Genomic DNA, 19,072 nt, shown 5'->3' with positions numbered 1-19,072 from the left:
AAAACTGAATTTAAATGGAATGAGCCCGACGGAATATCGGGCTCATTATAACAAATCTAATAATTAAATTTGTCTAACTTTTTGGGGGCAGTCCAAATCTAACAGCCCTTTTTGAAATATATTCTGGAGACGCTTACTGTGCGTTAATCACATCAATGGTAAAATCAAGAACAGAGTTCGCAGGTAAACCTCCTCCGCCATTTCCATAGCCTAAACCAGATGGAATGATTAATCTGATTCTGCCGCCTGGCTGGATCAAAGGAATTCCAATTTGCCAGCCTTGAATCAGGCCACCCAATGGAAACGTTACAGCTGTACCTGCAGTCGTATCGAAAATTGTTCCGTTTAATAGTTTTCCGGTATAATTAACGGTTACCTTTGTAGATCCCGAATAGCTCACACTTCCTGTTCCAGGAGTAATAATCTGGTAGAATATTCCAGATTTAGCATCTTTAACTGCAGGAATTTTATTGGCTACTACAAAAGCTCTGATCGCTGTAGTATCAGTCGTAAATTGTGCTGAAGCATCGAAATTATCTTTGCTGTTTTTCTTACAGGCTGTAAATCCTATTGCTGTACAAACCAGTAGTAATAAAAAGTGTCTAGTTTTCATCATAGGCAGCAAATGTAATTTTATTTTTCGAATTTCCAGGCCACCACATTCCATAACTCCTTTTCATCCTGATAAGTACCAATTATCTCAAAACCCATCCGCTGATGAACTTTTAAAGATTTAGCATTTCTGGTCGAAATCTCAGTAACACATAATTGATATCCCTTCCCTATTCTTTCCCTGGTTTCATGATATAAACTACTGAGTAATCCAAGCCCTCTGAAATCATGATGTACACAAACCTGCCCACCTACTATATAATTGTATGCTGCCAAAGGCTTATTATTGTATTTACATTGATCAAATTCACTAAACATAGGAATCAGGCTGGGCAATTCATTTCTCATTGAGGACGGCATAGCCAGATTGTATCCAACTACTTTCTCTTCACTGATTGCAATAACCTGTGGTAAATGAACAGCCATTTTTTTTAACAATTCCAGGTTATGTTCAGCAAATACAAATCCCTGCTGTGCCTGTTGCTCCACACTGATTAAACTATACAGGTTTTCTTTTTGCAATTGTAAAATCTGGTTAAAATGCTGATCAGTTGTTGCAACCTCTAAAACGATGTCCCTTACTGTTAACTTTTCATTCATATTTTATTCTTTTTTCTTCAAATCTCCTACTTTTACACTAACCAGTACAGATACAGTTTAGTCTATTTTCACCATAACAGTTACAAACATGCATCAACCGGACTCTAAAATAAAAATACATTTATACGAAAAAATAGCCACTGATTTAAGTCAGCAGATCTATTCAGGGGTACTGGTTTCCGGTGATAAAATTCCTTCAGTAAGAGAGACATGCCAGCAATATCAGGTAAGCATGAGTACTGTATTACAGGCTTATTACCAATTGGAGAGCAAAAGCCTGATTCGTTCAGTTCCGCAATCGGGCTATTATGTAAGTCACAGACTGCAGACCAGCGGACTGCCAAACAAAAGCAATCCATCCATACACCTAAGCAATGAAGATACCTCTGATATTGTCAGTAAAGTTTACGACGGGATCAGTTCTGATCATATGATGCTTTCGCTGGGTGTGCCTTCAGCAAAATTATTACCGCTTTCCAAGTTAAACAAAGCTTTAAACCATGCTTTACATAGCCTGCCTGAATACGGCTCCGCTTATGAACATGTACTGGGAAACCCCAAACTCCGCCGCCAGATTGCAAGGTTATCGGCTACCTGGGGTGGTCAACTGACTGAGGATGATATTTTGACTACTGCCGGCTGCAGTGGAGCAATGACTCAGGCTATTATCGCTCTGACTCAAAGAGGAGATACTATTGCCGTCGAAAGCCCAGTGTATTTTGGCATTTTACAACTGGCCTTAAGTTTAGGCTTAAAAGTATTGGAACTCCCTACTCATCCCGAAACGGGAATTGAGCTGGAAGCTCTGAAAGCAGCATTCGTCAAAAACAAAATAAAGCTGTGTTTATTCATCAGTAATTTCAGTAATCCAATGGGTGGTACTATGTCTGTTGAGCATAAAAAAGAACTGGTCAGACTCCTTGAGTACTATCATATTCCACTGATTGAAAATGATATGTATGGGGACCTGTATTTTGGGCCTGCCAGACCTACAAACTGCAAAACTTATGATGAGAGCGGCCTGGTCCTTTTATGTAGTTCTATATCTAAAACGCTCGCTCCCGGATACCGGGTCGGCTGGCTTACACCTGGCATATTTACAGAGCAGATCAGAAGGGTGAAATTTGCCACTACTATCTCTTCTGCTACAATTACACAGGAAGCAGTGGCTGATTTCCTTGAAAAAGGTCGTTATGAAAGTCATTTAAAAAAACTAAGAAATACCTTACAAAGCAACTGCCTGAATTATACTGAAGCTGTCAGGACCTGGTTCCCGGAGGGAACAAAAATAAGCAGGCCCCAGGGAGGTTTTATGTTATGGGTAGAACTCGATCCTAAGATTAACACTGCAGCACTATATAATCAAACGATAAAAAGGAAGGTGAGTTTTGCACCTGGAAGAATGTTTACACTGCAGAACCAGTTTAATAATTGTTTACGTCTGAGTTATGGCTTGCCTTGGACGGAGCAGGTCAAAACAGCCATTAAAACCATCGGGACACTGGCTAAATATCAGGAAACATATTAAGATTAATAATCATATGTATATCTTCCGGCTCTTTATGATAAAGTTCTTCGTCCACCTTTTCTGTCAGCAGACTTCCATTTTTTTGATAAAAAGTGACTGCTGATTTTGTTTCAGCCGATGAAATATATAAATACGCAGCTCCTCTTTTTTTAGCTTCGGCGCTGATCATGTTGAGCAGAACTGTTCCTATTCCCTGTCTTCTGAAATTAGCGGATACATACATTAAATCAACATGCAGATGGTCCTGTTTTTCGGCCATAAACCTATTTCCAAGAACCCCAAAGCCAACCAATAGCTCTTCCTGAAATGCTCCAAAAGCCATCCCTCCCTGATTCAGTTCCTGCTTATATTGTTGTTGAATTTGCTTTAGTTCACCAGTATTCCAGCCCAAACTATCCAGTTCAGCAGGAAGCTCTTCCAATTTCCCTTCTTTCAGCTGAAAGGTTGCGTCTATAAATTCTGAACGGTCAATATGGCCAAGCAGATCAGCCATTGCGATTGTCATGGGCTGATAAATAATTTCTTTTTTCATTCAGATTCGTTTATTGGATTTATCAATCCGGAAATTCAAATTACTGCAAAATCCTGCTATCTTTAAGTAAATTAGCCTATATGTTTACAGAGCAACAATTGAAAGCTGCCCATGCCAAAGTTAAAACAGGAACAGACTTTCCTGCCTATATACAGGAAATCAAAAAAGCAGGACTGACTTTCTATGAATTCTGGGTAAAAGACGGACATACCACCTATCATGGATCCGCAGGTCACCGCATCGAATCTGCACCTGTCTATGATCCCCTTAAAATTTCAAACACTTCTTCCGTATCCGCCCTAAAACACACTATTGCAATACATCAGCTAGGCCAGACAGATTTCTCAACTTTTTGTTTTCAGGCTGCATCTGCCGGCGTAGAAAAGTGGGTAATTGATACAGATCATATGATCTGTACTTATTATGACAGAAACGGAGCCAGTCTGGTGGCCGAACCTATTCCTGATGCCGGGTATTAACCTGATTCAGAAAGTCTTCTACAACTGCATTAAATAATTCAGGAGCTTCCATATTTGGCATATGGCCCGTCTGAGGAATACAGGAAATCGAGGCCCCGGGAATCAGATCACTCATCAACTTAGCTATAGGCATAGGAGTAAAATAATCTTCCGAACCTACTATGATCAATGCCTTAACCTTAATCTCAGCTAATACAGAGAGGTGATCCCTGCGCTCTGCCCTGCCCCGATGTGCAGCTGCCGCGCCCTCATCACTGGTTGTTGTCATCATCTGGTATAAATGATGGTAAACCTCCTGGTTATCCCTGGAAACAGGAGCTAAATAATGAAGGATGTGATCATCTGTATATTTTTTAATTCCTTCTTTACTGATCAGTTCAGCCAAGTCAATCCTCTTCTGGTAGCTTTCGGGATTCTCCCCGCGCGCATCAGAATCTGCAATAATGATAGCCTTTACCCTTTCCGGAAACAATCTGTAAAAGTCAAGCAGGATTTGTCCACCCATAGACAATCCGCAGAAGATTGCTTTTTCTATATTCAGTTCGTCCAGTAAATAAGCAATATCCAAAGCCATCTCATCGAGCATTACCTTTGAACCACCCAGATCTGTTTCTCCATATCCACGCAGATCCGGCAGGATCAAGCGATAATTTTGCGCAAAATGTACTGTCTGATACTTCCACATCGAACGGTTGAACGGATGTCCATGTATAAACACTATGGGTTCGCCCGAACCCAGGTCATCATAAGCTATATTTATTCCTCTGATCTTTTTAACGGCCATTTTTTGCTTTCAAAGCTACAGGAATGAGTAGAACAAAAACAGATGCAGACGTTACTATTCTGAGCATAGCAGATGTGTCATCCGGGCCATTCAAAACGCCTTTAACTTATCCTTACATAGCCGAATAATGAATTAATATTTGCCTGTTTTAAAGTAATTATTACCTTTGCGGCCATCAATTGTTATTTAGACTAGCAATAAATAACAATTCAGGATCCATTCCAGATCGCTGATTCAGCATAATAAAATGCCACATAAATTTAAATAAAGCCGGTTATATACACCAGCTAAGGGAGACCAATTAAACACACATATGATTAAATTTTTCACCATTTTAGGAATAGCCATGACGCTTTGCTGCACACTCAGCGCTCAGGTTATCAAAGGAACAGTCTATGATAAAAACACTAAGGAAACTATTATCGGAGCAAGTATCTCCATCCAGGAAAAACCAGGAAAAGGTATAATCGCCGATTCACAGGGTCAATTTAAACTGCAACTGCAACCTGGTGAAACTATAATCGTCAGCATGATCGGTTACAAACAGTTTAAAAAACAATATCCAACAGTTAAAGACGGACAGCAAATCGACATCTTTATGGATCATGGTCTGGAACTGCAAGAAGTTATGGTAACGGCCAGTCTGGCAAATTCGAGAAGCAAAAAGGCTATCGGAACAAATATTGACCATATCAATGCTGCCGCTGTTGTAGCGACAAGTAACCCTTCTTCGCTGGCTGATATAGTGAATGGCAGGATCAGCGGAGCCCAGGTCTACAATACCAACGGTAAAGTAGGTATGCCTATCCGCTTTGACATTCGTTCTTCAGCGACATTCAGTATGGAACGTGATCCTCTGATTTTTATAGATGGTGTACGTTATGGCAGCAGTAATACTTCGGATATTAACTCTTCGCAGGAAGCGATGAGTGCATTGAATGACCTGCCGCTAAATGATATCGAATCTATAGATGTTATCAAAGGCCCTGCAGCTGCTGCATCTTATGGGGCTGAGGCAGCGAATGGTGTTGTGGTTATCCAGACCAAACGCGGATTAAATGGCAAAAAAGGGATAGCAGTTAATGTGAAATATACAGCTGGTTTTAGTGAACTGGCCAGAAAATATGATCAGTTTGTTAACAATGATCCTTTAAATGATTTCTTCAGAAAAGGGGCTGAACAACAATTGTACGCAAACCTTACGTCACAGATCGATGCAAACAACAGCATTTTTCTATCCGCGAATACCACTAAAAATGCAGGAATTGTACCTGGAAACCAGGATAACAGACAAACTATCCGTACCGGGTATGATTTTGTTAAAGACCGTTTTAAATTATCCCTGACAGCAGGTTATGTCAAAGGGAAGCTCAGTATTCCACAATCGGCTTCAGGACGCGATGACGCTATCTGGAACCTGATGCGTGACCGCACACCATGGCCGTTTATCGCCGAAGAAAGCTGGAGAGCGATTCAGAAAGAGTATCAGAATGACCGCTTTACCGGAAGTTTAAAAGTGGCCTATACTTTTCCTTTCGAAATTAAAGCAGAAAGTTTGGTGGGGCTCGACCTCAACCATATTGACGGGTTGAATTATCTTCCTTATGGTTATTTACAGGGAACAAACAATACTGGAAGCAAACAGATCAGTAACCGCCGTAACCAGAATATGAACTGGGATTTTAAACTATCCCGTAATTTTGTCTTTAACCCGAAATGGCAGTTAAACCTATCCTTCCTTTCACAGCTTACACAAGCTTCTGAAAAAGTAAACGGGATCAGTGTAAGGAATTTTGCGGTACCAGGAATCAGTAATATTGCTTCGGCCGCTGAGATACTGGGTGTAACAGATAATACCTTTGAGAAACGTACTCACGGTTTATATGGAGAAGCTTTTTTAAGCTATGATAACAAATTATTTATCAATGCCGGGCTCAGACGTGATGTTTCCAACATGATTGGCAGAAATGTGGCCAGTATCTGGTACCCGACTGTAAGTGTGGCCTATAATATCGCCGATCTGGATTTTCTGAAAGGGAAAGTAGAGGAATGGAAAATCAGAACTGCTTATGGAGAATCCGGCCGTCTGCCTTATCCTGGTGATGCACAAACTGCTTATCTGGTAGAAAACTCCTCTTTCGGAACCATTGTAAAGCCGCTGAGAAAAGGAAATCCAGATATCAAACCTGAACGTACCGGAGAATTTGAAATAGGAACAGACATCAAATTATTTAATCAGAAATTCAGCTTCACCTATTACAGACAATACACCCGTGATGCAATTGTCTATACCACACTCCTTCCTTCATTAGGCTGGCCCTCGAGTTTAAGTGGTGATTATCCTGAAAATATCGGAAAAATACAGGGACAAGGTCTGGAAATCTCTTACAATAGCCGCGTATTTACCAGCAGCAATAAAAAACATAGTCTGGATATTTATGCCATTTTCAATCAGCAATCTAACAAAGTGATCAATTCGGGTGGCAAAGATATCCTCAGTTCAGTGAACCTGATCCGTGCCGGTCTGCCTGCCTTTGCTTTTTATTCTACAGTTTCTGAAGGCCCCCTTTTTGACGCTAAAGGAGTTTATACAGGAGCAAAAGAAAGCTCTCTGCAGGAATTGGGTAAACCCTTCCCTACTTATAATGGTTCATTTGGTTTTGCCTTGCAGTTGTATAACAACTTCCGTTTACAATCTCTTTTCACCTATTCAAAAGGGGCAAAAGTCTACAATATATCGGCAAGAAATGTAGCTTCTCAGGGTAATAACTACGCCGCTAAAGAAACACTGAAAGCGCAGTTAGCTACATTGAGCCCTGGAACTACTGATTATATCTCAACCGCTACAGAACTTTCTAAAGTTGAAGGAGTGAGAGGAGATTTTATTCAGAAAGCAGATTTCATCAGACTGAGCAATCTGACCCTTTCTTATGACCTGGGAGACTGGGCAAAGAAATATACTAAAGGTGTGCTGAAACGCTGCGTAGTTTCCTTAACAGGAAATAACCTGTGGCTGACGACTAACTATGGTGGTGCTGAACCACAGATTGATTCACAGGGAGGTAGCAAAAGAACCAAAGGGATCAGCTACTTATCCTCAGACTGGACAGCTGTTCCTGCTCCGCGTACTTATGCATTTAGTTTAAATATTGGATTTTAATTCAGAAGGTCTCTTCTATTAGATAAGAAAATGATGTTAAAAAAGATAAAAGGATTTTCAGGACTGACAGCGATATTGTTCGCTTTAACTTTTTCTTCCTGCAATAAATGGGTAAATGAACCTAAATCACCAGATAGCACAGTGGATGAATCTCAACTGACGACACTTGAAATGCTGGGCCGTATAGATAAAGGAATCTATGTCAACGGGCCTGTCATAGCAGGGGTATGGCGCGCCGGCGCTACAGCTTCATCAGATTTACTGGTTGCCTCTGGAGCCATTGCCGATGAAATTACTTCTACGGCAGTTCCCAATTCACCATTCTACAAAGAGCTGGACGAAGATAAACTGAGTCCGGATAATACTTCACTTTTCAGTACCTGGTCAAATATCCAGAATTACCGGGCACGTGCAGAAGATGCGATCCGCCTGGCTGATCAACAGCAATCTGCTGAGCCAGACAAAATCAAGATTAAACAAGGTGCATTATTGAATGCCCGTTTACACGCAGGTTATGCCTGGATGCTGCTGGCAGATTATTTCACTGTCAGTGAAACCAACCATGCTGTTTACACCAATCACAACCTGATCAGCCATGAACAGGCTTATCTTAAAGCACAACGCTACTGGGAAGAAGCTTTAACTTTAGCCAATGAACAGGAAAAAAGGTTATTACATTCTTTATTAACCAAACTGGGTATTCATACGCAGAACTATGCATTGGCCATAGCACACGTGAATCAGTCCTTCAATCCACTGGAGAATTTCGCATTCCTGAATACGGTGGGTACTACAAGCAATGCCTTCTTCTCTGCTTTGAGTATTAATGTCAGAGATGCTGCTGTAGATCCGACATTGGTGGCTGTTTTAAAAACCACGGCAGATCAGGTACGTAATCCTGTAGTAAAAGCCCCTAAAGGTCACTGGTCATTAACGCTTTTCAAAGAAAGGGATCTCCTGCTGATCAGTGATTTTGACGAGATGCAATTGATCAGGGCAGAACTGGCTGTCCGGGGCTTATTGCCTGGAAATGCAGTAGATTTTGTCAATACTGTAATTGTAAAATATGACCCGACAGGTAAATCTAATCTTCCGGCTTCGGCTATCCTTACCTTAACAGATATTACTGCGCTGCGCAGAATCTATTTATCATGGAGAGGAACACGTCTAATTGATCTGAGAAGATTTAATATAGACGGTGACCTGAACCCAGGCTTTACCAAAAGAAAATACCACTGGATCGGAGTTCCGGAAATTGAAACCAGATAACCAGACAAAGCGCTTTTCCATCATCAAAGGAAAGCGCTTTTTTTGTTCAGAAATTTGTAATCAGAGTGTCATAGCTTAAATACACATTATTTAGAAAGATTATAAATAAATACCTTTACCAGATAGCCTATAACAATGAGTGAAACAGAAAATGCAAGACCTTCCATTATCCGTGCTGTACTGGAAGTAAAACAGAAAACATATATTACACCGCATTATATCCGGGTTACCTTAACAGGAGATGATGTCCCTGCATTCGCGGATACTACACCAGGAGTGAATAACAAGATTTTCATTCCTCCTGCAGGCGTAAACGATATCCATTTTCCTGATTTCAATTATGAAACAGGCGAATGGACACATCCACCGGAACATTTAAGGCCTACAGTACGCACTTATACCCACAGAGGAATGGATCTGGATCAAAAGGAAATGTACATCGATTTTGTTGCTCATGGAGAAAGTGGCCCTGCCTCGGCCTGGGCAATTAATGCCAAACCGGGCGACCTGCTGGGTGTGGCCATGAAAGCTAAAGAGACTGTCTTATATCCAAAAGCAGACTGGTATCTGCTGGCAGCTGATGCAACAGGAATACCTGTCATTTCAGCTATACTGGAAACCCTTCCTTCAACAGCAACTGGTGTAGTTTATCTGGAAGTCCCATCCATGCAAGATGTACAGGAGCTAAAAACTAAAGCCGACATACAAATCAACTGGATTCCTAATACAAATCCAGGAGAAAACACATTGTTGTCGGACGCAGTCCGGAATACATCCCTGCCAGACCAGGGTACCAATACCCGTTTTGGTTATGTTGCAGCCGAGTTTAGCAGTGTAAAAGATATCCGCCAGTTTCTGCGTAAAGAACAGGGATGGGAACAAACTGAACTCTATGCCTACTCTTACTGGAAATTTGGTGTCAACGAGGACGGATCAGTCACTGACCGTCACCAGGAACAAAAAAGTAATTAACAGCTATTTTTTACCATAGGTAATACCCTTCCAGTCATCGGTTCTGAATGGTGAAGCAGGAAGCCCCGCACTATTATATAAATTACCCTCCGGGTTATTTCCCCAGTCGTAACGAACAGCGACCGGAGAGATAACCTGTTTACAACTTACAATAATCTCTTTGCCTTTAATTACCGCATCTGCCCAGTAAAATTGCTGATCAGCCCCTGCAATGGCGAAACCTTTTAAAGTTTGTCCATCTTTGGTTTGAAGACCAGAATCAGCAAACTTAAAGCTTAATCTGATTTTGCCTTTCTCAATTTTCTGATTTTGCATCAATGGCCCACTATAAATCACAGGCTGATGATAGGTCTGCGCCAGGGCTATCAGGGCAAGCCGGCGGCCAACCTCCTGTTTGTTTTTGGGATGAATATCATCGGCTAAACCAACATCAATGATAGTCGCCATCCCAGTATGCGGTAATGCCAGTGTTTTAAGTTGTGCTTCCCTAAGCTCAGCCCACGCTGAGGCAGCTGGTTTTTCATCCTTTTTCTTGAAATTGGCCAACTGAACAAAATAAAACGGAAAATCTCCGATAGCCCATTTTTCTCTCCAGTTTTTAATCATTGCCGGAAATAGCTCACGGTATTGATAAGCCCTGTCTGCATTAGATTCTCCCTGGTACCAGATGGCCCCACGAATAGAGAATTGAATAAATGGATAAATCATCGCATTATATAAAACCGATGGACGATTAGGGTTCTTTTGCTGAGCTGGTGTAGGTGCTGAATCTTCAACGGCCAAAACCGCCGTTTTAAAATCAGGCATTGTCTTTAATACCGAGGCACTCATCCAGGCTTCAGCAATAGTACCTCCCCAGGAAGTATGAATCAGTCCGATCGGGATTTTTGTCTTCCTGTTCACTTCTAGCGCAAAAAAATAGGCTGTAGCAGAAAACTCTGCAATAATTGCAGGTTTACAGGCTGTCCAACCCCCATTTGCTACACTAACAGCAGCATCAGGTTGATTGGCTGTCATCTGCTTCACTTGTAACAGACGAATTCCAGGTACATCCGCCTTTGCGATTTCCTGTTCATAGTTATCTATCTTTCCCCAGCCTGCCAGAGGCATTTCCATATTGGACTGTCCGGAACAAATCCAGACATCTCCAATCAGGATATCCTTTAACACCAGCAACTCACCATCAGAAATTTTAATATCATAAGGGCCACCATAGGAAGGAGTCGATACACCGATCTTCCAGTTTCCATCAGTATCAGCAATACCCGTATACTTTTTTTCATTCCAGCCAGTACTAATACTGATTTTCATTCCTGGAAGCGCTTTTCCCCAGATGGCTGCGTTGGTTTTCTGCTGCAATACCATATGATCACTGAATACAGCAGGTAAAACAACCTTAGCCTTCACAGACTGAAAAGCACCCGAAAGAACGACTAAGAGCGCAAGGATATAGCGGTTTTTAAACATAATGGATTTATTTTACTTCTTCTAATTTTAAGACAACACTGGTTCTGGATGCATTTACATCGGGATTAAACCCTATTTTCATTAAAAAATCGCCGGTATACTGTTTCGCTCCGTCAATGGTAGACTTTGTTCCCGGATACAGGTTAATTTCAGTGATTTTATATTGTTTGGCTGCATCCAGTCCTTTTAATAAAACCGGCTGTTTACTATTCTCGTCATACCTGTAGTTCACCAGGTAATTAAAAATCACTCCAGTCGATTTATCTTCCGTAAGATACAACATGGAAGCGACAACAGATTCACGTGGATTAGCTAAACGATACTGATCCCCTTGCCATATAATCGATTTAACAGCATTATACTGCTGTATAGCTTCCTGACAGAATTTAAGATCTGATTCAGGTAAATGACTAACTACAATATCAAAACCCAGTTTGCCCATCATCGCTACATCTGTCCGGAATTTAATGGGCTGTTTCCCCCAGTCAGTGACATGATTGGAGCTGGCAATAGCCGGATAAAAATAAGAATACTCCCATTGCATAAAGATACGTTCCAGAGGATCCGTATTATCACTAGGCCAGAACTCCGTAAAATACTGGAGGGCTCCATAATCTATTCTTCCACCGCCGCCAGAACATAACATCATGGGTACTGTCGGATACTTAGCTCTGATCCGTTGCAGGACTTTGTACAAACCCTGTACATAATCCACATAAAAATGTGACTGATCTTTGAGTGTAGCAGAGTGCGCATTATAGATTACCGCATTGCAATCCCATTTGATATAGGCCAGCTCCGGGTTTTTCGTAAAAAGTCCATCAACTATACCAAATACAAAGTCCTGAACTTTAGGATTAGTCAGATCCAGCACCAGCTGATTCCTGAAATAATATTCATCACGCTCCGGTTGTTTAACCACCCAGTCCGGATGTTTGTCATACAATTCGCTTTTTGGATTTACCATCTCAGGTTCTATCCAGATTCCAAATTTTACGCCATTTTCGCGAGCTTCCTTAACCAGGGAAGTGATCCCATTTGGCAATTTCTTCTTGTTTTCCTGCCAGTCTCCTAAACCAGCCACATCACCATTACGGGGATATTTATTACCAAACCAGCCGTCATCGAGTAAAAACAGATCTACGCCCAATTTTTTAGTATCCTTCAGTAAACCCGCGAGTTTATTTTCATTAAAATCGAAATAAGTTGCCTCCCAGTTATTCAATAAAGTTAAACGGGTTCCCTTTCCATCAAGTAATTTATAGTTTCTTGCCCATTGCTGTAAATTCCGGCTGGCTTTACCTTTACCCTGAGTCGAAAGGGTATATAAAAACGCAGGGGTCCTGAGTTCTTCACCTGGCTTTAAAGTATAAGCAGATGCATAATTATTGATCCCTGAAATAATCCTCAGATTATCCTGATTATCTATTTCCAGGTCTGTACGGAAATTTCCGCTCCATTCCAGCCCACCAAACAACACCTCACCTTCGTCTTCTGTTGCTGGTTTATTCAGCGAAACCATAAAAACAGAAGGCTGGAACAGATTCGCCCGGGTACCTAATTTAGAATCCAGAGTTTTAATTCCATGGGTCAGTCTGGATTCTTCAGGCTGCATTTCTTTTGCCCAGTCACCATGATATTGATTTAACCAATAACTTCCACCCCGTAGGTGCAGATTGGCAGAAGCAAATTTATGCAGCGTAACATTCCCTTTTTCCTGCTGCCTGATAGTACACCATTGCTCAATGACATCCTCTTTAAAGTAGGATTTATAATACAATGTCACTTCAAAATTATATACTTTGTCTTTTAAAACAACAGTCAGCAAGGAGACCTGTTCATCCAGTTTTTTTAACGAGGACCTGATATATCTCAGGTCTAGTGAATTATTGCCGTCCGCGTGGGTTACTGTAATTGCAGGCTCGACCAGGTTTCTGGAACCCGAAGGCGTATAAGCCGAATTGAGCAGGCCAGTATAATCAGCGGACTGCTTATACTGGCTGGCTATACTGGTATATTCCTGACTATGCTCCAGCTTTCTGCCCAGGTAAATCATACTCAGGTTTTTCTTTGCATCGACCTGTAAAACCATTGCATTATTTTGTGTTTCAACAGGGAGAACAGTTTGTGCACTGACCGATAAAACAAATCCAAGATTCAGTGCAAACAAAGAGAGAAAACGAAAAGGAGGTAACCAGCTTAAATTCATATTGATAATCTGTTGCTATTCAATTGAATCATGAATATATGATTTAATATTCTACCTTATAATCTTTTTTCACCTCTCCTCCGCTCCAGGCTTTAACAGCGGTCCATGGCGCAGCAGGAGCAGCCCAGAATTCATTATCTGCTGGCAGTCCGAGTGTCAGAAAACCCAGCGTAGCCATATATAAACTGCCAGTAGAAGTATAAACATCGGCCATAGCGGGCTGATGCCCATTAAAGCCCAATACCAACCAGCCATTCTGATCAAAATTCTGGTTGCCCTGATACATGTTCCGGAAAACCTGGGTCAAAGCGCAGCGAACTTGTGCTGGTTTTACATATTCAGGCAATTTCTCAAGCAATGCAGTTTGTGCCAGAGCCTGAAAGGCCGCAGTCCGGTAGGTTACCGAGCGTCCATAAGCCGGATAGGTCCCTTCAGGTGAAATTATTCTTTCGAGATATTCAGCATAACGCACCATGCGTTTCAGGGCCTGATCATAATCAGCTGGCTGTGCTTTTTGATGCGTTGAAAGAATCTTCAGTAAATCGACCATCATTGGATGAATCACATAAGAATTATAATAATCCATACTGAATTTTTCCCCGTCACTATACCAGCTGTCCCCTACATACCATTCTTTCATTTTATTCACGGCAAACTGGACTCTGGCCGGGTCATATTGTTCACCAATACTCAACAAAAAACCCTCTGTCAGACCCGAAAACAGTAACCAGTTATTATAAGCCCCGCTTCTGGTTCTCAAAGATTTGAATTCTTCTATAAAACGGGCTTTTGTTACGGCATCCAAAGGCTCCCATAAAGCCCTTGGTGCGCGGATAAATGCCTGAGCAACATAAGCTGCATCTACAATCGGCTGGCTTTCAATTCTGAAATTCAAATAATCGGGATGTTCAGGATTAACCGCATTCACTAATCCTTTTAAAAGCATATCGCGCATTTCTCTCCGCATTTTACCTTCCTCAGTCTGGTCATCAGGAAGAGCCAGCCAGGGTGCCAGACCAGCCATGGTCCTGCCTACAGCTTCCAGATAAGTTACTCTTTTAAGATTTAATCCATAACTGGCATTAGTTTCGAGTGGCATATTTTTCTTTAGAGTCCCTTCTGCCATATTGTGAACTACCGGATAAGCAATCCGGTATAAAGCTTTTACCCAAACTTGTCTGTCCTGTGCCCCCGTTGTTGTCTTCTTTGGCTGTGCAAAAACAGGAGCAGTAATAACCAGCAGGAAAGCTAATAACAAAGAGGTTTTTATATTTAATATAGTCATATGGTTTTATTTTTATTCAGCGGTTACAAATACCATTTTTTATACCTGGACAATGCTTCCAGGTAGTAATAATCAGCATAAATTAAAGGTACATCGATTTCACTGTCCAGAGGCAGTGCCCCGGTGCTGTGCAATAATAAAAATCCACCGTTTTCACCTAATTTCGCCCGGTATGCCGGAGTCGCCAAAGACCTGAGCATAGTTTCTGCCGAAGAAACAAACTCAGTTTTTTCTTTTCCTTTACTGTATTGTGCCAGTTCGAGCAGTGCAGATGCAGTTATTGCAGCAGCGGAAGCATCCCGTTTAGCATAGGGGATTTTCGGTGCATCGAAATCCCAGAAAGGGACTTTATCAGCCGGCAGATTAGGATGATTCAGAATAAAATGGGCTATTCCCATTGCCTGATCAAGATACTTCTGATCTTTGGTAGAGCGATACATTGCCGTAAAGCCATACAATGCCCAGGCTTGTCCGCGTGACCAGGCCGAACAGTTTGCTGCTCCCTGCCAGGTCGCTTTGCGATATACCTTCCCGGTTGTCAGGTCATAATCTACCACATGATAAGAACTAAAATCAGGCCTGAAATGGTTCTTTAGTGTCGTATTCGCATGTTTAATGGCTATTTCTTTATACCTGGCATCTCCACCATGGTCACTGACCCAGTCGAGCATCTCGAGGTTCATCATATTGTCAATGATCACCGGGCATTTCCAGTATTTACTTTTATCCCAGGACTGGATAGATTCAATTTCCGGGCGGTAACGCGTCGCCAGAGAGGCAGCTGAAGAATTAATCACCTCTTTATAAGCGGGATCTCCTGTCAGTCTATAGGCATTCCCAAAACTACAAAACATCATGAAACCAAGATCATGGTTACCAGTAAATGTTTTATTCGGCTCGATTACTTTTAATGCTTTTTCAGCAGTTTTCCTGATTTCTTTATTTTTAGTCTGCTCATAGATATACCATAAAGAGCCACTGTAAAAGCCACTGCACCACCACTTGATATCATAGGCAATTAATTTATCCTTTTTGGCATCATAACTCTGAGGGGTTAGTCCGGCTGGTATACGTTGATCCAGTACCTTGTATTGTTCAGCTGCAAAATTAAATTGTTCATCAATAAGCTGACTCATCGGCTGAGTTACAGTTTGCTGAGCAAAAGAAGTCGTCCCCGTTAAAAAAAGTAGTCCTGCAATTAAGTTTATTCGTTTCATCGTCTTGTTGTTCTATTATTTTCTGGCTTATTCATTTATGATCATTTTTAACGTAGAACCTGAAAGTGGCCCACCGGGCATTACACAATTCATCTTTTTTACCTTTTTTAATCCCGGTAAGTAGAATTGCAATTGTATCTGACTGTTTTCCTGTGCCGGATCGGCTATATAGATTACCGGAGTTTTAGTGTACAGGCCACGAATCAGAATAGTACAGGCTTTATCCGACTGCATGGTCAAATCACTTGTTTTCAAGACCCCTGGTTTATAGAAAACCAATTGCAAAATATCTGCATCCCGGTTAGCTACAGCCTGGAGGTCTTCCGTATTTTCCAGGATCTGTATTTTAGACAACTCATAACCTTTCCTCATATCAGCTTCTTTCAAACCCGGTACAACGACATAGGCATAATGCCCATTAACAGGCTGATTCCCATGACTTAAAGAAAGCTTAAACACTTGATCCTTCAGCTCGTCCTTTGGCTGAAACTGATTGATGCGGTACCAACTGCCGGTTTGTACCTGACTACTAATGGTTAAATTACCACCAAATGGAAAGAAATAACCTATAGCATCATGCCATACCCATAAAGGATCTGTATTTTTCTGTTCAGCATTTTCTACTGTTTTAATTCCACCTCCCGCAGAAGCTACAATCACCTTCCCGTTTAACCAGCTCTGATTTAAAGTAGTCTTAACTTCCTCTTCAGCAGCACTCTTTATACCAGCGCCCAGACAGACTATTTCCCGGTCAAAAAAGAACCAGGCTTTTTTAGCTCCGACCTGATCATAGGATTGGTCATAAACAGACAACCCGTATAATCCGTCACTGACCCCACCGACAAATGCTGTCGTACCTGGTATGCCCCAGTCCTGTTTAATCGTTGCCCCTTCATCATCAGGATAATCTCTGCAGGTCACTCCAGGGATTTTATCCCATTCCCAGACCGGCATCAGGTTAGCATATTCGTTCCCGCGCAACTGAATGTTAGTTGCCCCGTCTGGCAGAAACTTACCTAAAATATTTTCATTGTTTCCTCTTTCGGTTCTCAGTGTCCTTGAAGAAGCAGTTTGTACACTGAAAGTATAACCAGGACGGATATGCAGTGTATAACCGCTTTTCCAGTACATCCTGTTTGATGGCGTGATCCCATAAGCCGGGGCTTCGGTCTCGGTGATCCGTTTTTCTGCTGCCAGCCAGTAAACTGCATTTTCAGGACTCAGAATTTTTACTTTATCCAGTATTCCACCTGCACTGCCTTTTAAAGAATCTTTACGGCTGATCCCACGTCCCCGAACGTTAAAATCAAAAAAGGATGCTCTCAGGGTATGCAGAAAGGTATCCTTGATATAATTAATCAGGATCTTCAACTGATCATCAGGCATTGCATAACCTGTGCCTCTTAAATAGAATGCTGCATTCACCGAATTACCGGCAAATACAGCTCCATATGTTGCAATTGCCTGCTGTTTTCCATGCTGGAAATAGCTGTTATCCACCTGTACCCCTTCCTTTCCGTCAATAACAGAAACCGGCTCGAATAAATACTTTGAGGCAGAGTCCAGCGTAGATTGACGTTCTGTCAGACAGGCCCTGTACAAATAATGCAGGGCTTCATCCGAAGTATTTGCATAATCTCCCGTTTTTAATTTACGGGTCATCCGAATAATCAATGCTTTTTCCAGACTCACCGGCAAGGGTGTTTTAGCATAACGCATCAGGATCAGAATTTCACCGATTGCTTTAGGATAAAAAATATCATTATACCACCAGTTCTTATTTTTAGGGTTCCGGTCCAGCCAGTACTGAAGTGATTTAACGATAGCTGCATAAGTACGGCTATCGTTATATAATTTATTATTTATCCCACTGTACGCTGTCGCCATCAGCTTAATTCTACCCAGGGGATCATAGTTGGGATTGGAATAATCAATATCCGCCCAGCTGCCATCTTCTCTGAGCAGAGCTACCTGCCCGGAAACCTGTGTCTGGAGTGTTACCTCATTCAGTCCATGATGCAGATCCGCATTGATACGGTCCATAATGAGCTGGTAAGGATCTGCCGCGGCCTTCGCCCCAAAACTGAACAAACACACCACCAGAAATGCAAAAATCTTTAAGCCGGCCTTATTCATAGACCCGAACATAATCCAGTTCATATCTTAGAGGCAGAATCCTGTTATCCAGAGGCCCACCCAAATTACCCTGTTTACCCAGAGCCAGGTTAAGCAGCAGATAAAATGGTTTATTAAAAATTGTTCCCGGATCATAGGCTGCTTTTTTATAGTCAAAAACAAAGTAGAGCAGCTGATCATAGTAAAAGGAGATATTGTCTTTATTCCATTCTATGGCATATATATGAAATCCATCATCAGGAGAACCAACGACTGGCTTTTCACCTTTATAATGATATTTCCCGGTCGTATCAGCATAATGCACAGTACCATAGACCTGAGTAGAATCTTTACCTACATATTCCATAATATCAATTTCACCGCAGTTCGGCCATTTAACCTGCTGACGGTTTTCTCCAAGCATCCATATTGCTGGCCAGCTGCCCAGTCCTTTGGGAACTTTCGCCCGCACCTCTATACGCCCGTACTTAAAATGTTTTTTACCCAGGGTGATCAGACTCGCCGAAGTATATGCTGCTCCTTTATAGTCTTCTTTCCTGGCTTCAATAATCAGATGTCCGTTTTCCACCCTGGCATTTTCCAGACGCTTAACAGTATAATACTGAGGCTCCTGATTACGTACCAAACCACTTTCATAAGTCCATTTGGTACTATCAGGAAGCCCTTTATAATTGAACTCATCAGAAAAGATCAATTTACGTCCGGATCTGTCTTTTCCAGTTTTTTTAACTTGCTGTGCATCAGCATAACTTACGATAACCAGCATCCCCAAAGAAAAGAAACAGGCCTTCACAAAAAATTGTAGTTTCATCTAATGACAAT

At 41.7% G+C, this 19,072-nt stretch carries 15 protein-coding genes; 5 read left to right on the top strand and 10 right to left on the bottom strand.

Features of this window, described 5'->3' with window-relative positions; translation table 11 throughout:
- Nucleotides 1-133: 133 nt before the first annotated feature.
- Nucleotides 134-616 (bottom strand): FKBP-type peptidyl-prolyl cis-trans isomerase, encoded by a 483-nt coding sequence (locus HDF25_RS25470; protein ID WP_221451025.1) that lies wholly within the window; start codon nucleotides 614-616, stop codon nucleotides 134-136.
- A gap of 17 nt (nucleotides 617-633) precedes the next feature.
- A complete protein-coding gene (locus HDF25_RS25465) occupies nucleotides 634-1,212 on the bottom strand; it encodes a GNAT family N-acetyltransferase (protein ID WP_184629239.1) in 579 nt (192 codons plus the stop codon).
- A gap of 88 nt (nucleotides 1,213-1,300) precedes the next feature.
- Between HDF25_RS25465 and HDF25_RS25460 the strand changes: the two genes are divergently transcribed.
- On the top strand, nucleotides 1,301-2,740 hold the full coding sequence (locus HDF25_RS25460; RefSeq protein WP_184629238.1) for a PLP-dependent aminotransferase family protein: 1,440 nt from the start codon (nucleotides 1,301-1,303) through the stop codon (nucleotides 2,738-2,740).
- On the opposite strand, the gene HDF25_RS25455 is transcribed toward HDF25_RS25460, so the two are convergent.
- A complete protein-coding gene (locus HDF25_RS25455; protein ID WP_184629237.1) occupies nucleotides 2,718-3,272 on the bottom strand; it encodes a GNAT family N-acetyltransferase in 555 nt (184 codons plus the stop codon). The two genes, HDF25_RS25460 and HDF25_RS25455, sit on opposite strands and share 23 nt — an antisense overlap.
- An 80-nt stretch (nucleotides 3,273-3,352) precedes the next feature.
- Here HDF25_RS25455 and HDF25_RS25450 point away from each other — a divergent pair, with 80 nt between their 5' ends.
- The gene (locus HDF25_RS25450; RefSeq protein ID WP_184629236.1) at nucleotides 3,353-3,751 is read left to right on the top strand and encodes a DUF1398 domain-containing protein; all 399 of its coding nucleotides are present in this window, start codon (nucleotides 3,353-3,355) and stop codon (nucleotides 3,749-3,751) included.
- On the opposite strand, the gene HDF25_RS25445 is transcribed toward HDF25_RS25450, so the two are convergent.
- Nucleotides 3,729-4,535 (bottom strand): alpha/beta fold hydrolase, encoded by an 807-nt coding sequence (locus HDF25_RS25445; RefSeq protein ID WP_184629235.1) that lies wholly within the window; start codon nucleotides 4,533-4,535, stop codon nucleotides 3,729-3,731. The genes HDF25_RS25450 and HDF25_RS25445 overlap by 23 nt on opposite strands.
- Nucleotides 4,536-4,848: 313 nt before the next feature.
- Here HDF25_RS25445 and HDF25_RS25440 point away from each other — a divergent pair, with 313 nt between their 5' ends.
- From HDF25_RS25440 to HDF25_RS25430, 3 genes are all read left to right on the top strand, one after another.
- Nucleotides 4,849-7,695: a TonB-dependent receptor domain-containing protein gene (locus HDF25_RS25440; protein WP_184629234.1), complete on the top strand. Its 2,847-nt coding sequence runs from the start codon at nucleotides 4,849-4,851 to the stop codon at nucleotides 7,693-7,695.
- 30 nt (nucleotides 7,696-7,725) lie between these two features.
- Nucleotides 7,726-8,964 carry a hypothetical protein gene (locus tag HDF25_RS25435; RefSeq protein WP_184629233.1) on the top strand — a complete coding sequence of 413 codons (1,239 nt, stop codon included), beginning with the start codon at nucleotides 7,726-7,728 and terminating at the stop codon, nucleotides 8,962-8,964.
- Between the two features lie 135 nt (nucleotides 8,965-9,099).
- On the top strand, nucleotides 9,100-9,936 hold the full coding sequence (locus HDF25_RS25430) for a siderophore-interacting protein (protein ID WP_184629232.1): 837 nt from the start codon (nucleotides 9,100-9,102) through the stop codon (nucleotides 9,934-9,936).
- Nucleotides 9,937-9,939: 3 nt separating this feature from the next.
- Here HDF25_RS25430 and HDF25_RS25425 read toward each other — a convergent pair whose 3' ends face one another.
- From HDF25_RS25425 to HDF25_RS25400, 6 genes are read right to left on the bottom strand one after another with little or no spacing between them, the layout of a single operon-like run.
- Entirely contained in the window at nucleotides 9,940-11,403 is a 1,464-nt protein-coding gene (locus tag HDF25_RS25425) for a sialate O-acetylesterase (protein ID WP_184629231.1), read from the bottom strand.
- Nucleotides 11,404-11,410: 7 nt separating this feature from the next.
- Nucleotides 11,411-13,612 (bottom strand): alpha-galactosidase, encoded by a 2,202-nt coding sequence (locus HDF25_RS25420; protein ID WP_184629230.1) that lies wholly within the window; start codon nucleotides 13,610-13,612, stop codon nucleotides 11,411-11,413.
- A 43-nt stretch (nucleotides 13,613-13,655) separates the two neighbouring features.
- Complete coding sequence (locus HDF25_RS25415; protein ID WP_184629229.1) at nucleotides 13,656-14,897, bottom strand: DUF2264 domain-containing protein; 1,242 nt, start codon at nucleotides 14,895-14,897, stop codon at nucleotides 13,656-13,658.
- Between the two features lie 23 nt (nucleotides 14,898-14,920).
- On the bottom strand, nucleotides 14,921-16,114 hold the full coding sequence (locus HDF25_RS25410) for a glycoside hydrolase family 88 protein (RefSeq protein WP_184629228.1): 1,194 nt from the start codon (nucleotides 16,112-16,114) through the stop codon (nucleotides 14,921-14,923).
- A gap of 27 nt (nucleotides 16,115-16,141) precedes the next feature.
- On the bottom strand, nucleotides 16,142-18,274 hold the full coding sequence (locus HDF25_RS25405) for a polysaccharide lyase family 8 super-sandwich domain-containing protein (protein WP_184629227.1): 2,133 nt from the start codon (nucleotides 18,272-18,274) through the stop codon (nucleotides 16,142-16,144).
- Nucleotides 18,243-19,061, bottom strand: a complete 819-nt coding sequence (locus tag HDF25_RS25400) for a family 16 glycosylhydrolase (RefSeq protein WP_184629226.1) — start codon at nucleotides 19,059-19,061, stop codon at nucleotides 18,243-18,245. Before HDF25_RS25400 ends, HDF25_RS25405 begins: the two co-directional genes overlap by 32 nt.
- Between the last annotated feature and the right edge of the window lie 11 nt (nucleotides 19,062-19,072).

It is taken from the genome of Pedobacter cryoconitis (genome assembly GCF_014207135.1).
Taxonomy (GTDB): Bacteria; Bacteroidota; Bacteroidia; order Sphingobacteriales; family Sphingobacteriaceae; genus Pedobacter; species Pedobacter cryoconitis_D.
The sequence above is the reverse complement of the archived record's forward strand: the minus strand, read 5'-3'. Positions and strand labels throughout refer to the sequence as shown.